The organism is Gordonia sp. DT30 (genome assembly GCF_049844915.1).
In the GTDB taxonomy this organism is placed as follows: Bacteria; Actinomycetota; Actinomycetes; order Mycobacteriales; family Mycobacteriaceae; genus Gordonia.
In genome coordinates this window covers 64,481-78,549 of record NZ_JBNCLY010000010.1, presented here as the reverse complement: position 1 = coordinate 78,549, position 14,069 = coordinate 64,481, and the positions used below count along the sequence as shown (strand labels likewise).

General features: G+C 67.1%; 12 protein-coding genes. 6 read left to right on the top strand and 6 right to left on the bottom strand.

The window, feature by feature from the left end:
• Positions 1 to 81: 81 nt before the first annotated feature.
• The 6 genes from ACLQ3C_RS11700 (at position 82) to ACLQ3C_RS11675 (ending at position 6,002) form a co-directional block, all read left to right on the top strand.
• Entirely contained in the window at positions 82 to 1,365 is a 1,284-nt protein-coding gene (locus tag ACLQ3C_RS11700) for a cytochrome P450 (RefSeq protein WP_425705233.1), read from the top strand.
• Complete coding sequence (locus tag ACLQ3C_RS11695) at positions 1,362 to 1,961, top strand: TetR/AcrR family transcriptional regulator (protein ID WP_425705232.1); 600 nt, start codon at positions 1,362 to 1,364, stop codon at positions 1,959 to 1,961. The genes ACLQ3C_RS11700 and ACLQ3C_RS11695 overlap by 4 nt, the downstream gene beginning before the upstream one ends.
• Positions 1,962 to 2,099: 138 nt before the next feature.
• Positions 2,100 to 3,005 (top strand): metal ABC transporter solute-binding protein, Zn/Mn family, encoded by a 906-nt coding sequence (locus tag ACLQ3C_RS11690; protein ID WP_425705231.1) that lies wholly within the window; start codon positions 2,100 to 2,102, stop codon positions 3,003 to 3,005.
• A 116-nt stretch (positions 3,006 to 3,121) separates the two neighbouring features.
• The gene (locus tag ACLQ3C_RS11685) at positions 3,122 to 3,916 is read left to right on the top strand and encodes a metal ABC transporter ATP-binding protein (RefSeq protein WP_425705230.1); all 795 of its coding nucleotides are present in this window, start codon (positions 3,122 to 3,124) and stop codon (positions 3,914 to 3,916) included.
• A complete protein-coding gene (locus ACLQ3C_RS11680) occupies positions 3,913 to 4,791 on the top strand; it encodes a metal ABC transporter permease (RefSeq protein ID WP_425705229.1) in 879 nt (292 codons plus the stop codon). Before ACLQ3C_RS11685 ends, ACLQ3C_RS11680 begins: the two co-directional genes overlap by 4 nt.
• A gap of 125 nt (positions 4,792 to 4,916) precedes the next feature.
• Positions 4,917 to 6,002 (top strand): beta-mannosidase, encoded by a 1,086-nt coding sequence (locus ACLQ3C_RS11675; protein ID WP_425705301.1) that lies wholly within the window; start codon positions 4,917 to 4,919, stop codon positions 6,000 to 6,002.
• A gap of 26 nt (positions 6,003 to 6,028) precedes the next feature.
• On the opposite strand, the gene ACLQ3C_RS11670 is transcribed toward ACLQ3C_RS11675, so the two are convergent.
• The 6 genes from ACLQ3C_RS11670 to ACLQ3C_RS11645 form a co-directional block, all read right to left on the bottom strand.
• Positions 6,029 to 7,696, bottom strand: a complete 1,668-nt coding sequence (locus ACLQ3C_RS11670; RefSeq protein WP_425705228.1) for an ArnT family glycosyltransferase — start codon at positions 7,694 to 7,696, stop codon at positions 6,029 to 6,031.
• Entirely contained in the window at positions 7,693 to 9,303 is a 1,611-nt protein-coding gene (locus tag ACLQ3C_RS11665; RefSeq protein WP_425705227.1) for a glycosyltransferase, read from the bottom strand. Before ACLQ3C_RS11665 ends, ACLQ3C_RS11670 begins: the two co-directional genes overlap by 4 nt.
• Positions 9,300 to 10,757, bottom strand: a complete 1,458-nt coding sequence (locus tag ACLQ3C_RS11660; RefSeq protein ID WP_425705226.1) for a hypothetical protein — start codon at positions 10,755 to 10,757, stop codon at positions 9,300 to 9,302. Before ACLQ3C_RS11660 ends, ACLQ3C_RS11665 begins: the two co-directional genes overlap by 4 nt.
• 86 nt (positions 10,758 to 10,843) lie before the next feature.
• Positions 10,844 to 12,805, bottom strand: a complete 1,962-nt coding sequence (locus ACLQ3C_RS11655) for a hypothetical protein (protein ID WP_425705225.1) — start codon at positions 12,803 to 12,805, stop codon at positions 10,844 to 10,846.
• A gap of 250 nt (positions 12,806 to 13,055) precedes the next feature.
• The gene (locus ACLQ3C_RS11650; protein ID WP_425705224.1) at positions 13,056 to 13,568 is read right to left on the bottom strand and encodes a DUF2599 domain-containing protein; all 513 of its coding nucleotides are present in this window, start codon (positions 13,566 to 13,568) and stop codon (positions 13,056 to 13,058) included.
• Between the two features lie 134 nt (positions 13,569 to 13,702).
• Positions 13,703 to 13,867 (bottom strand): hypothetical protein, encoded by a 165-nt coding sequence (locus ACLQ3C_RS11645; RefSeq protein ID WP_425705223.1) that lies wholly within the window; start codon positions 13,865 to 13,867, stop codon positions 13,703 to 13,705.
• Positions 13,868 to 14,069 lie beyond the last annotated feature (202 nt).

Below are 14,069 nucleotides of genomic sequence, written 5' to 3'. Positions count from 1 at the left end.
CAGCGCCCCTGGGCGGTCGTCGCCGCACGGACGCAATTGGCGCCCATTGACACTTTGACAAATGTGTCTCACTATCAGAACATGATCGATGTGGCGTCTCATAGTCCGCTTTTCCGGCTTCGTTCGGGGGCGCAGTGGCGTGACCCGTTCGGGATGTATGCCCGATTGCGCACCGAATCGCCGGTGCATCACGTCGTCGACGACGAGTCCGGCTCCGACTTCTGGGTGTTGAGTCGGCACGCGGACGTGATGGCCGCGGCGACCGATCCGGCGACCTTTTCCTCGGCGGCCGGGCTCACCGTCGTCGACGGTGAGATCGAGGCCATCGGGATGGCCGACAATCCGCCGATGGTGATGCAGGATCCGCCCGGCCACACCACTTTTCGGGCCCTGGTGGCCCGCGGCTTCACACCGCGGCAGGTGCGTGCCGTGGAGCCGCGCGTGCGCGAGTTCGTCACCGCCCGGCTCGACGAGATCGCCCACGATGCCGCCGATGATCCGGTCGACATCGCCGAGCGGCTCCTCAAACCGCTGCCGAGCATGCTCGTCGCCCATTATCTCGGTGTGCCCGAACCAGATTGGCCGCGTTTCGACGAGTGGACCGACGCGATCGTCGGCGCGGTGGCCGGCGCCGGTGGCACGGACTCGCCACCCGCCGCAACCGCCGGCGCGGCCACCACAGAGTTGCTGGGCTACTTCGCCGATCTCATCGCCACCCGCCGCCGCGAGGGTGCGCCGGGCCCCGACACCGTCTCGGCGCTCGTCGCCGCCGGGACGGCCGACGACGACGCCGGTCTGGTCTCGATCCTCGCGTTCGTGTTCACGATGATCGCCGGCGGCAACGACACCACGACGGGTCTGCTCGGCGGGTCGCTGGCGTTGCTGGCCCAGCATCCCGAGCAGCGCGCCCGGCTCGTCGCCGACCCCGATCTCATCCCCGACGCCGTCGAGGAACTGTTGCGCCTGACCTCACCGGTACAGGGCCTGTGCCGGCGCACCACCCGCCCGGTCCGTTATGACGACACCCCGGCGGGCCCGGTCGAGATCCCGGCGGGCCGCAAGGTGCTGCTCTGTTATGCCGCGGCCAACCGGGACCCGGCGGTCTTCGGCTCCGACGCCGACACGCTCGACATCTTCCGGGCGCCGCGCGGGATTCTCACGTTCAGCCACGGCGATCACCACTGCCTCGGCGCCGCGGCGGCCCGCATGGCCGCGCACGTCACCATCGCCGAACTCCTCGCCCGCTTCCCCGAGTTCGAAGTCGACGTCGACGGAATCGAATGGGCCGCAGGCAATTACGTGCGACGCCCGACGCATGTCCCGTTCCGGCCCGGACACCTTCCCGTCGACGCGGCCGGCCGATGACCGCGCCCTCGGACTGGCTGGCCGCCGACCGCACCGATCTGGCCACCGGGCGCATCCTCGACACCGCCGAGGCGCTGTTCGTCGCACACGGGGTGTCCGCGGTGACCATGCGTGACGTCGCCGCCGCGGTCGGCTGCTCGCGCGCCACGCTCTACCGCTATTTCCCCGGCCGCGACCGGCTGCTCGCGGCGTATGTCGAGCGCACCGCGCGCAACATCGGGGTCGCCGTCGCCGCGACGCTCACCGACGCCGGCTCGCCCGCCGATCGGTTGGTGCGCGCCGTCGAGACGGCCCTGTCGGGGGTGCGTGGCAGTCCGGCGCTCTCGCAGTGGTTCGACGCCGACATGGCCGGCACGGCGAGCAACCTCGCCCTGCTGTCGCCGGCGATCGATGCGCTGGCCACCGACATCCTGACCCGGCTCGCACCGGCCGGGGACGCCGGGACCGACCCGGCCGGGCCGATCGCCGCGCGCGCGGGCTGGCTGGTGCGGGTGCTGGTGTCGCTGTTGGCCGCGCCGGCGCCCGACACCGCGACCGAACACGATTTGCTGCTGCGCTTCGTCGTGCCGGTGGTACTCCCCGAGCCGATCCGATAACCGGCCGAACGCAGCCGGATCGGCGGCCGCGGCGCCTGCGTCCGGGCCCGATTCGCCGCCGCGCGGCGCCTCCCCTACACTTCAGTCGGTAACGGTTGTCATTTGCGTAAGGGGTTCGAAAAGATGAAGCGTGTGCGTATGAGAAGCGCTGTGGTCGCCACCACCGGTCTGCTGAGCGCGGCGGCCCTGGTGCTGTCCGGTTGCTCGGGTGACACTGGCCCGAACGCCGACGGCAGGCCGACCGTGGTCACCTCGACCAACGTCTGGGGATCGGTGGCGTCGGCGGTCGCAGGCGATGACGCCCAGGTCACCGCACTGTTCACCAACTCCGCGGAGGATCCACACGAATACAATCCGTCGGCCTCCGATACCGCCAAGGTCGCCGACGCCTCGGTCATCGTGATGAACGGCGGCCACTACGACGAGTACATGGAGCGGGCGGCGGGCCAGAGCGCAGGCACCGTCGTCAACGCCTTCGACACCATGACCGGCGGTCACTCCGACTCCGAGCTCAACGAGCACGTCTTCTACAACCTGGCCGTCGTGGGGCAGGTCGCCACCAAGATCGGTGACGCGCTCGCCAAAAAGGATGCCGCACACGCCGACACCTACCGGGCCAATGCGCAGCGCTTCAACACCGAACTCGGTGGCGTGCGCGAGCAGGTCGGTCAGATCAAGACCGCTCACAACGGAACCAAGGTCGCCCAGACCGAACCGCTGGCCGCCTACCTGCTCTCCGACGCCGGACTCGTCGACGTCGCTCCGGCCGGATTCACCGCCGCCGTCGAGGAGGGTCAGTCACCCTCGGCCGCCGACCGCGCCACGCTGCAGGATCTGCTCACCTCCCACACCGCGAAGACCCTGATCTACAACGTCCAGGCGGTCGACCCGGTCACCGAGGCGTTGCTCACCGTTGCCCAACGTGCGAATGTTCCGGTCGTGCGGTTCACCGAAACCCTGCCCGATGGCGTCAGCGACTACGTCGTCTGGCAGCGTGATCAGGTCGCGGCTCTCGCCAAGGCGTTGAACGCAGCCCCGGCCTGAGGCGAATATCCTGATCGTCCGAGACCCCTGACCGCCCGAGACCATGACCGCCCGAGATCACTGAACCGGTGTATCGCCCGACACCGGCACGCCCTGCTGACGAACGAGACTCATCGATGACCCCTACGCCCGTCGCGTCGTTCGACCACGCCACCCTCGCCTTCGGCGAGCGGGTGCTCTGGAATGACCTGGACCTGGCGATCGACTCCGGCGAGTTCGTCGCCGTCCTCGGTCCCAACGGTTCGGGCAAGACCTCGTTCCTGCGGACGCTGCTCGGGCAGTATCGCCTCACCGCGGGCCGGCTGACGGTCACCGACGCCGTCGGCTACATCCCGCAGCAGCACGCCGACGACGCCGACACCATGGCGCTGCGCGGACGCGATCTGGTGGGTTTCGGTGTCGACGGCGCGCGGTGGGGTATCGGACTGCGTGGATATCGCGAACGCCGTCGCAAGGTCGACGCGGCGCTGGCCGAGGTCGGTGCCCGCGCCTATGCCGACGCACCGGTCGGGGTGCTCTCCGGCGGCGAGCAACAGCGGCTGCGGGTGGCCCAAGCACTGACCACCGACCCCGAGTTGTTGCTCTGCGACGAACCGCTGGCCAGCCTCGACCCGGCCAGCCAGGAGCGCGTCGTCGAGCTCATCGATCAGCGGCGCCGCACCGCGGGCACCGCGGTCGTGCTGGTGACGCATGAGATCAACCCGGTGATGCCCTACGTCGACCGCGTGCTGTACCTGGCGGGCGGAAGGTTCCTGGCCGGTCCGCCCGATGAGGTGATGACGACGGCGACACTCTCCGAGCTGTACGGCAGCCACGTGGAGGTGGTGCACGTCAACGGCCGCATCCTGGTTGTCGGCGGCGAAGAGGGCACCGCGCACTGCGATGTGCACCCGGAGATCGAGCGCCGGTGAGCACCACATCGACCGTCCTGGCCGCCAACGTCGACTTACGCGACTTCTGGAACTTCGGCGAGACCGCGCGCCTGCTGCACTACGACTTCGTCTGGCAGGCGCTCATCGCACTAGCCCTGCTCGGCGTGCTGGGCGGAATCCTCGCCCCGCTGATCGTCTCCCGGCAGATGTCGTTCGCGGTGCACGGCGCCAGCGAGCTCTCGGTGACCGGCGCGGCGGCCGCCCTGCTCGCCGGCGTGAGCGTGAACGTGGGTGGTGTGATCGGCGCGGTCATCGCCGCCGCCGTCTTCGGGATCATGGGAAGCCGCGCGCGCGAACGTGATTCGGTCATCGGCGTGGTGATGGCGTTCGGCCTGGGGCTCGGCGTGTTGTTCCTCGCCCTCTATGGCCGGATCGGGGCCGGTTTCGCGTTGCTGACCGGGCAGGTGGTCAGCGTCGGCATCCACGGCCTGACGGCCATCGCGATCACCACCGCGGTCGTCGTGGTGGTGCTCGCCGTGATCTACCGGCCGGTGCTGTTCGCCTCACTCGATCCGCGCGTCGCCCAGGCGCGCGGGGTGCCGATGCGGACGTTGTCGGTGGTGTTCGCGATCCTGGTCGGCCTCGCAGCCGCGCAGGGCGTGCAGATCATCGGGGCGTTGCTGGTGATGTCGCTGATGATCACGCCCGGTGCGGCGGCGGCCCGCCTGAGCTCCAATCCCACTGTCGTCCTTGGACTGTCGGTGCTGTTCGCCGAGATCGCCGCGGTCGGCGGGCTGCTGCTGTCGTTGGCGCCGGAGCTGCCGGTGTCGGTGTTCGTCACCACGATCTCGTTCGTGATCTACGTGGTCTGCCGCATCGTCGGATCACGGCGCAGGCACTCGACCCGAAGCTGACGACGGCAGCAACCGAGCGACTTCGTGATGGCATAGTTCAGTTCTGACTCCGCGAAAATGGTCTTCGGAGTAGCCTGCGAAGTGTGGTGAATGCCCGCACACGCGTACGAACCACGGTGATCAGCATGGTGCTGGCCCTGGTCGTCTGCGGACTCGGCGCTTGCACCCATCTGAACTCGGTTCCCGAATCCGCGCCCGGGAACACCCATTTCGCCGCAAGAGTCGAGACCACGAGCACGGGTCTGAGTCTCAACGGAAACCCTTGGTGGCCTTCCGGATTCAACGCTTATCAGCTCGGCACCGACTGGGCGGTGAACACCGGCTGCGGGGCGGAGGTGGATCTCGACGACTATTTCGCCAAGCTGCCTCCGCGCGCACTCACCCGTTTCAACCTGTATGCGTCATTCGCGGTCAACAAGCACACCGGCGGACTGGATTTCGGGCCCCTCGATGCCGTGTTCGCCGCGGCCAAACGCCACGGCCAGATGGTACTGCCGGTCTTGACCGGCTCATCAGGCGATTGTGAGAACGGCGTGTTCAAGGATCGTTCGTGGTATGCCGGTGGCTGGCTCACCACGCGCGCGATCGGCGGGATGACCTATGCGGACTGGATGTCGATCGCGGTGCGGCGCTGGGCTGCCGAAACCTCGGTCGCCGGTTGGGAACTCGTCGGCGAACCGGAGACCAGCACGTGCAGCGCGAGCGGTTGCGACCTGTCTGGACGCACCTGCGGATCCGGTGCCGCCCAGGTATTGCGCGACTTTCTCGACTCCGCGGGTCGCCGATTGCGCGACATCGATCGGGGCCACCCTGTGTTCGCCGGTTTCACCGGTGGCGACCAATGTGGCACAGCCGGTACCGACATGGATCTCGTCGCGCAGTCCCCACAGATCGACGTGCTCGATTACCACGACTATCGCAACGACGAGGGCGTCCCACCCGCGGGCAGCGACTTGAGTGCGCGAATCGCACTGGCGCACAGACTAGGTAAGCCGATCGTCGTCAACGAACTCGGCATCAGGGCCGGAGCGTGCCGGTCGACGGCGGCCCGTGCCACCGAACTCCGAATCCGGTTCTCCGACATCCGCCGAGCGGGTGTCGCGGGGGCATTGTTATGGGCCTTCGTCCCCGATCCCCGAAATGACCAATGCACCTACGACATCGGGTACGACGATCCCGCGTGGCGGGTCGTCGCCGGAGCGATCGTCTGAGCGCAGGCCCCCCGAGCTGTCGCCTCTCAGCCCGCGCTGCTGCCGGTCACCCGGTATACCCGCCAATCCGGGAGATCAGCACCTTGGTTGCGGACGTCGAGCACCCGAACTGCGACCTGTGCGCCGTTGTCATACAGCGTCGGATACCGCTGGTTGAGTGCGTCGGAGACTCCACGCCCCTCGTCGGGGACTGCCAGCATGTACTGCACTCCCGCCGATTTGGGGCTGTTGAGGATCTCGGTGAAGTCGGGATCCGATGGGATCACGAACTGTTTGGGCCGTACCGATTGCACGACGACCGCGAATCCATAGACGGTGTCGGTGAGCACGCTGCCATCGGGCAGATCGAGCGAGTCCAGGTAGTGCGCGAGGGCGGCTTCGGTGGAGAAGCTACGCACGATCCGCCGCTCGTCGAGGTATCGCTGCGACACCGAGTCCGGGCGCGGCCACACGACCGACGCCAGCGCGTACTCCTGCGGTGCGTACTTCTGCGAGCTCATACCGAAGACCGTGGTGGGCAACGACACCAGCATCACGAGGACGGCGACGGCACCGGACAACACGTATCGTCGGGTCGGCCCGCCGGTCCAGTCGGGCCGAAGGGCCGAGCGCGGCCCCAGCCGCCGAAAGGGCGCCTGCTGTCGCGCCGGGACCGCAAGCAGCGCGACCAGCGCCGCCAGCAGGATCACGGTGATGTAGAACCGCAGGAATCCGAACGTCGAACCCTGTGTGTAGGTGTAGATCTGGAACAGCAGCACGGCGCCGATCACGGCCAGCGGAACCAGCACGGCGTACAGGCGGTGATGTCTGGCACGCAGGACGAGGACGATGACGGCCAGCAGCGGAAGCAACGGTGCGAGGATCGCGAGCTCGGTCATCGAGAACCGCAGCGCCTCGGCCACACCATCGGACCCGCTGCCACCGGACTCTTCGATGATCGAGGCGTTGCCGTACTCGGAGGAGAACTGCGCGAACGCATTTCCGGTGATGAGCCACCCGGCGAATGCCCAGCCGATGAACGCCAGGGCCGACGGCGACTCGACGAGCACCACATCGAGCACGGTACGGCTGAAGCGTTTTTCTCGGTCTGCCCGGCGGAAACTGACCCAGGCCACCACGAGTGCGGCCACCGACGCCGCCGCTCCGCCGTCGTAGCGCGTGAGGTAGCCGAGAGCCAATGCGATTCCGGCAACGGCCAATTCGTGGACGTCGTCGGTGTCGACCCAGCGCATGAGCCGACGCGCCGCCCACGCCAGGAAGAACAGGTACGGTGCCTCACTCATACCGTTGGCGCCGTACAGGATGATCATGGGGTTCAGCGCATAACACGCGGTGACCAACGTGGCGACCACCGGATCGATGCCCCGGTCGCGTGCCACCCCGGACACCTGGACCACCGATCCGGCCATGAACGCCGCCGACATGATCACCGCCGACACCGCGTCGGTGGTCATCTGCGGAATCCACGGGGTCACCGCGGTCAGCGGTAGCTGTGCGATCGCCGTCAACGGCGTGAACACGAATCCGATGGCCGCCAGATGCGGACTGCGACTGAACAACACGGCCTGCGCGGACTGCACCCGCGACAGCGCATCACCGAAGTACAGGTGCACACCGACTGCCAGATACAGCCCCACACCGAGATACGTCGCGAAGACCGCGACGAAAAGCCAGACCACCCGGCTGCGCGTCACGTATCGGGATCTTTGCGCTCGGTGCCGGACCCGACCGAACCGGCGTCGCGGGCGCCACCGGTGTCCGGCGGTCCCCCACCGCCGGTGAGACCGTGCGCGGTCTTCTCCCAGTACGACGGATTGACCAAGATCTGCCACATGCCCTTGATCGCAGCAATGCTCATCAGCATCCAATACATCGGAACCAGCAGCGCGGAGACCACCAGTTCGCTGCGGTCGTCCTCGCGGATCGCCATCAGGTTCATGTACAGCGCCGCGCCGTTGCCGAAGATCAACGACAGCAACGACAGGTAGTAGATCGGCCCCCAGAACAGGTCGGCGACCACGGGCGGTTTGCCGGCGATCCACAGGACCAGGATCAGCCAGAAGACCATGTTCATACACGCGATCAGCGGGGTTCCCGCGATGAGGAACGTGAATCGGACCCACGCGACCGGACCGAGGATGCGCCACAACGCGATCGGGTGCCGCATGTGCACCAGCCACGTCTGCATGTAGCCCTTGTACCACCGTGACCTCTGCCGAACCCAGTTGATGGCATCGACATTGGCCTCTTCGAGGGTGACCGAGTCCAGGACAGCGGTACGGTATCCGCTGTCGGCGATGCGCACCCCGAGGTCGGCGTCCTCGGTGACGTTGAACGGGTCCCACGCCCCGATGTCGTCGAGTACGTCGCGCAGGAAGTGATTGGACGTGCCGCCCAACGGAATCGGGGCACGGCTGACCATCATTCCCGGCAGCAGGAACCCGAACCAGACGCCGTAGTCGGCGGTGAACCAGCGGGTCAACAGGTTGTCGGTGGCGTTGTGAAAGCTGAGTTTGCCCTGCACGCACACCACCGACTCGTCCCCGATGTTCTGGAAAACCCATACCGCCCTGCGCAATTGGAGCTTGTCAGGTTTGTCCTCGGCGTCGAAGATGGTGACGATGTCGCCGGTGGCGAAGTGCAGGCCGTAGTTGCACGCCTTGGGTTTGGTGCGCGGCTGCGCCGGCGGGGTGAGCACCACCGTGACCACCCCGCCTTCGTCCTCCATCGCGCGTGCCGCCCGGATGGTCGGTTCGTCGTCCTCCTCGAGCAACAGCAGCACCTGCAGCTTGTCGGGTGGGTACTCGATCGATTCGACCGCCTTGATCAGGTCGCCGACCACCTCCGGTTCTCCGTAGGCCGGCACCAGGACCGTATAGGGAGGGAGGTCGTCGTCGGCGAGGGCGCGGGCCATCTCGTCGGAGACGGCGATCGCACCGTTGACCAGTCCACGCCGGAAGATGATCAACCGGTCGATCAGGGTGACCACGTAGGCGATCGTCGCAATGCCGACCAGCGTCGCGACGGTGGTCACCGGAAAGAAGGCCAGCGACACGATCACGACGAGGAGCAGGGCGAGCCCACCAAATTTCTGTGGCCGCGAGAACGCGGTCGACGCCGACGCGTCGGCGTCGGCCTCGCGTAGACGTTCCACCGCGTCGTAGAGGGCCTGTTGTCGATAGTCCTCGTCGACGAGCAGGTCGGCAACAGCGCGGGTCGGCCTGGTGCACCGGCTCCGCGGGTCGCGGTCGGCGTCGTCACGCCCGGGCGTGCTGCGCGGCCCGACGTCGTCGATGCTCATCGGCCACCCTCCCGGCCGGCGAGGGCCACTTGGGCGTCGACGAGCCCACCGGCCAAGCCCACCAACAGATCTCGGTCCTTGTAGGTGTGCGTGCTGTCCTGGATCGCCGCATTGCCGCGAAAGAGAACGGTGAACATGGTGTTGAGATTCTGGGTCACCGTGAACGCCGGTTGCGGGAAGTAGGCGTCGGTCTCATGGTTGTCGACCGCCCAGAGCATCACCTGTTGGGTCTTGCTCCCGTTGTCCCACCACCACGACACCACCGTGTAGGTGAGGTAACGCGCGTCGTCGACAACCGTCGTCATCCGCGCGCGCACGCCGTGCGGCATGGGGACCTCCACCGTCGTGGCGAAACGGTAACCGACCATGTTGTAGCGGAAAATATAGAAGTACGTCTGCAGCGAGAGCGGGTGCGCGGAGTCGACGGAGTCGACGGCCACTCGCCGCGGATGCGACTGCTTGTCGAATTGCGGACTGCCCTGCTTCTGCACCACCATCTGCCGGTTCATCACCGATCCGGAGCCGTACAACCGGTCCGCCCAGTCGTAGCTGCTGACCGATTCCTGCCGCCAGTCGTCGGGCAGGACGAGCGGAACCCCGACCGGCATGCCGCCGATGGTGGTACTCGGCTCGTTCGTCCCGGTCACCGGCACCGGGACGAATGCGATGCCGATCGCCGCCAGGACCAGCAACAGTCCGGGCCGACGTACCCGGGCCGATGTGGGTGGTGCCACGTTGCGGCCCAACGGGGACCACCCGAGACGATGTCTCCTGCGATAGTCGAAGTACATCGCACACGACGCCACCAGTGCGGCGGCGATGGCGGGCACGACGACGATCAGGATCTCGTGGTTGCCGCCGCCGACGGCGTCGAACGCGATCAATATCGCAAGGCCGGTGACCGCCGACAGCGTCGCACCGATGATTCCGCGACGTCGGGTGCGACCGACGGCGATCAGCGTCGCACCGGCACCGACGACGACCATCACCGCACCGGCCGCGACCGGGCTGCCCCCGGCCGCGAGGATCGCCACCTGCATCGGAACCGGCCAGATCAGCAACGCCAGCAGCCAGATCCAGCGATATCGCGCCACCGGCCGCAGGCCGAACAGGATGATCGCGCCGCCGAGTACGAACAACCAGAGCGCCAGCAGGTCCACGTGGATCGCGAGGTAGGCCCGCGCATAGCGTGGATCGACCATGGCCTGCATCGACACCGCGAGCAGAAGGATGATCGAGCCCACGATCACATCGGTCTGCCGGTCGTAGATCGGCGGTTCGGAGCTGGGCCGCCACGATTTTCCGATGGCCGCGATGAGGACCAGCACCAGCAGGACCGGGAGGTAGACGATGACCGTCAACGCCTTGATCTCCAGGATCACCGAGTCGATGGTCCGCCGGAAGGCGATCACGGTGAGCGCCGCGAGCACCAGCCACCGCAGTGTGATCACCATCGACGGTGACCGCACCATCTGCACCCAACCGCTGGGTCGTCCCGGCGGTCGGGCCCGCGCGATCGTGGCGTCTCCGGGCGCGAGTGTCATCGACCGTCCCGGTCGTTCTCACCCGGCCTGCGGCGCCGGCGGATCACGAAGATCACCCCACCGGCCACAATCGCCACGGCGGCGACCACGCCGACGATGATCCCGACCGTCGCAGCCGTTCCGGAGTCCGACGACGATGCCTCGGGCTGCGGGGCGTCCGCGGCAGCGTCGACGTAGATCGGCTGCTGGTCACGAACCTTGACCAGGGCATCACCGGTGAGCGACGTCCAGCGGTTGTCGTCGCCGAGCCACCGGAGCAGGTCGTCGAGATCAGACGCGTCGCCGGTGGAGGACGCCACCAAGACGGTGCGGCCACCGGCTTGGGTGGTCTGCAGGGAGCCGTACCGCAGCGCCGGGTTCAGCGTCACCTGAGCCGACGATCCGGATGCCGCACGAACGGTGACAGTGCCGCCCGCGGAGCCCACCGGCAACGACAGAGCCGGCAGGCCCTTTCCGTCAGCGGAGATCAACACGGCGGGCTGATCGGACGACGCAGCGTCGGCCATCGACACCACGTCGAACCCCAGCGGGATCACCGAGAGCCGCTGTAGGCCGGCCGCGATGCCGACGGCGCGAGTGACATCGCCGACATCGCCCTTGGTCCACGCCAGCTTCGTCCACGGCATCAGCGATTCGGGCACCGACCCCAGCCCGGCGGGTTGCGGCGGGTCGGCGACATCGCTGGTGATCTCTCCGGCCGAACTCAGGGACAGACTCGAGCGGTTACCGCTGCCGCAGCCCCCGCTCACCCCGCCACGCTCGAGGGTCAGCGTCAGCTCGGTGTTGCGGGTCACCGCGTCGTCGGGCAGATCGACCCAACTGTTGAAGCTGCCCGAGGAGTCGGTCGGCAGGGTGGCGATCACGCGTTGGCCGATGCGCACAGATATCACCGCGTTGTCGCCCCCGGCGGGAGCATACGACCCGATGAGCTGGACCCGGATGTTCTTGGACGGGCGGCCCAGCCGGGTGTGGTCGATGCCGATCGAGATCGACGGCCAGTCGTTGGAGGTGACCTCCTGATCCCCGATCCCCAGGTCGGCGAGCGTCGTCACGTCCGGGGCGAGTTGGGGTGCGTCGTAGAGCGGGCCGGCGACCGCCGACGAGCTCAAGGCGATCGACGCGAGGTTGCTCGTCAGGAATCGCGCCTGCGCGACAAGCTGATCGGCGGGACCACCGAGAGCGAGGTACGCCGATCCCTGTGACCCGGTCCGCAGGCTGAGGCCGGGCGGCGCCGACGAATCGATCACGATCTGACGTTCGAGAGGACCGGGTGCGCTCGGTGGTGACATGTCCGAACGGGGTCGCCCCAGCGTCGTCACCCCGACCGAGGCTGAACCGTAGTGCGCGGTGACAGCAGCCGCGAGATCGACAGCCGCAGCGCCCTCGGCCTGTTGTACATCGTCCGGGATGACCAGGGTGAGTTGCCGAAGAATCGGTGGCAAGAACTGCGCGACGGTCTGCGGAATCGATTCGCGGCCGGTGAATGTCACCGTCGCATCCCCGATGGTGAATGCGTTGTCGGGATCGAATTGGCAGGTGCCCTGGACGGTCAGGTAGTCACGCAACGTGATGTCCGCGGCATTGCCGTTCGTGGTCACGCCCCGCAGCGGCAGTGCGATAGGGGCATTCGGAATGTTCGGGATCTGCGTTCGCGAAATGAGTCGCGTGCCCTGCAATACGTCGACCGTGCCGCCAGTGACGAAGGACGGCAGCGTCACCACACCGCGCAGGACATCTGGGGACAGGTTGTCGGGCACCGGAATCGACAGCGGCACCTCACCCTGCTGGCCGGGAAACGTGATCGTCGGCGACGCACCGATCTGTTTCAGGGACAACGGGGCCGGCGGATCGCCCGGCGCCGCGTCGGCGATACTCCCGGGCCCGGCCCCGAGCCCGAGGACGAGCAGGCTCACCGCAATGGTGCGGATGGTCACGGCGATACATGTACGCGCGGTCATGAATTCCTTCACGGTCGGCGTTCGTCCCGATGGGCGCGATCGCTCGTCGTTCTCACGATGGTCGATTCTTACGAGAGCCGACACTATCGGCAAATCGTCGGTTGCACGGATTGGGCCCGCGCCTATGCGCACTCACCATCTCGCTCGGTTCCCCGATTACCCTGCGCAACGTCCTGCCGCCAGCGCTTGCGCTATTTCGCCGACAGCGACAGATCTCGCCGCGAGGCGAAACGATTTACCGCCGGCGCGGCTACTCCTCCGGGCCGCCCGGATTGCAGCGCGTGGCCACCATCTCCTGCTGGGACACGACCGGCCGATCGGGCTCGATGTTCCAGCTCGGCTTGTCCGGATCGACGAGGCGTGCGTAGGTCCAATGACAGTCGAATTGCGCTCGCATGCCGGGAGTATCGGCGTTGCGCGCGAACGCCAGCACCTCCGACCATGCGACGTCGGCACCGTCGGTGGAGGTGGTCTTGCGGCCCGAGGGGGTCGGGTAGATCTGCAGACTCGGCCCCACCTGCGTCTGCACCCACTCGACGTGATCGACATACGGCGGCCGGTACACCGGATCGGTCGTGGGGCTGGCCGCACCCGATTCGTCCCCGGACGACGTCGGTGTCGTGTCCACAGATGTGGTGGCGGGGGCCGACGTCGGCGCAGGCGCCGAATCGTCCCCGCAGGCCGACAGTCCCGCGGCCAAGGTGGCCGCCACGGCGACACCGACGACAGCGACGGGCACCCTGTTCCAGGGACGACGATTCATTCTGACGAGCATAGGCGCGGATGCGCGATGCTCGTCTACCAGGAACCTCACGTTCACGCTGGCCCCGCAGCCTTGATCGCAACGATCTGATCAGCCACTTCGGCGCCATTTGCGAGAATGCGATAGTAAGAATCTCAGTCCGACAGCCACCCGCGCGCGACAAAGTTAACCAAACCTCCCGACACCAGAAGCCAGATCTCCTGCCATTCTTGCCGGCGATTGATAGCCAGGCAATCCTGGCTGGCGCCGCCAGTGGAGAGCTCGGCAGTCAGTGTCCATTCACGCTGAAGTGCCACCATCGACGGCACTTCCTCCTCGCAAGCTTTTGCGATTCGCCGACTCGACCAGGTTACGGCCAGACGACACTGATCAGACCATGCCAAGGCCAAACGCACCTGAACCGTCGACATAGCTGCCTGCTATGTTGGATGTCTTGACAGATATGGGGGATTATTTTGCTGGTAGATCCAGACGTCCTGAGGTTGTTCGCGTCTCAAACAG

Bases quoted from the DNA above. Each gene is read 5' to 3' on its own strand.
- ACLQ3C_RS11700 (WP_425705233.1), top strand. From the start codon at position 82: ATGATCGATGTGGCGTCTCATAGTCCGCTTTTCCGGCTTCGTTCGGGG.
- ACLQ3C_RS11695 (WP_425705232.1), top strand. From the start codon at position 1,362: ATGACCGCGCCCTCGGACTGGCTGGCCGCCGACCGCACCGATCTGGCC.
- ACLQ3C_RS11690 (WP_425705231.1), top strand. From the start codon at position 2,100: ATGAGAAGCGCTGTGGTCGCCACCACCGGTCTGCTGAGCGCGGCGGCC.
- ACLQ3C_RS11685 (WP_425705230.1), top strand. From the start codon at position 3,122: ATGACCCCTACGCCCGTCGCGTCGTTCGACCACGCCACCCTCGCCTTC.
- ACLQ3C_RS11675 (WP_425705301.1), top strand. From the start codon at position 4,917: ATGGTGCTGGCCCTGGTCGTCTGCGGACTCGGCGCTTGCACCCATCTG.
- ACLQ3C_RS11665 (WP_425705227.1), bottom strand. From the start codon at position 9,303: ATGAGCATCGACGACGTCGGGCCGCGCAGCACGCCCGGGCGTGACGAC.
- ACLQ3C_RS11660 (WP_425705226.1), bottom strand. From the start codon at position 10,757: ATGGTGATCACACTGCGGTGGCTGGTGCTCGCGGCGCTCACCGTGATC.
- ACLQ3C_RS11655 (WP_425705225.1), bottom strand. From the start codon at position 12,805: ATGACCGCGCGTACATGTATCGCCGTGACCATCCGCACCATTGCGGTG.
- ACLQ3C_RS11650 (WP_425705224.1), bottom strand. From the start codon at position 13,568: ATGAATCGTCGTCCCTGGAACAGGGTGCCCGTCGCTGTCGTCGGTGTC.
- ACLQ3C_RS11645 (WP_425705223.1), bottom strand. From the start codon at position 13,867: ATGGTGGCACTTCAGCGTGAATGGACACTGACTGCCGAGCTCTCCACT.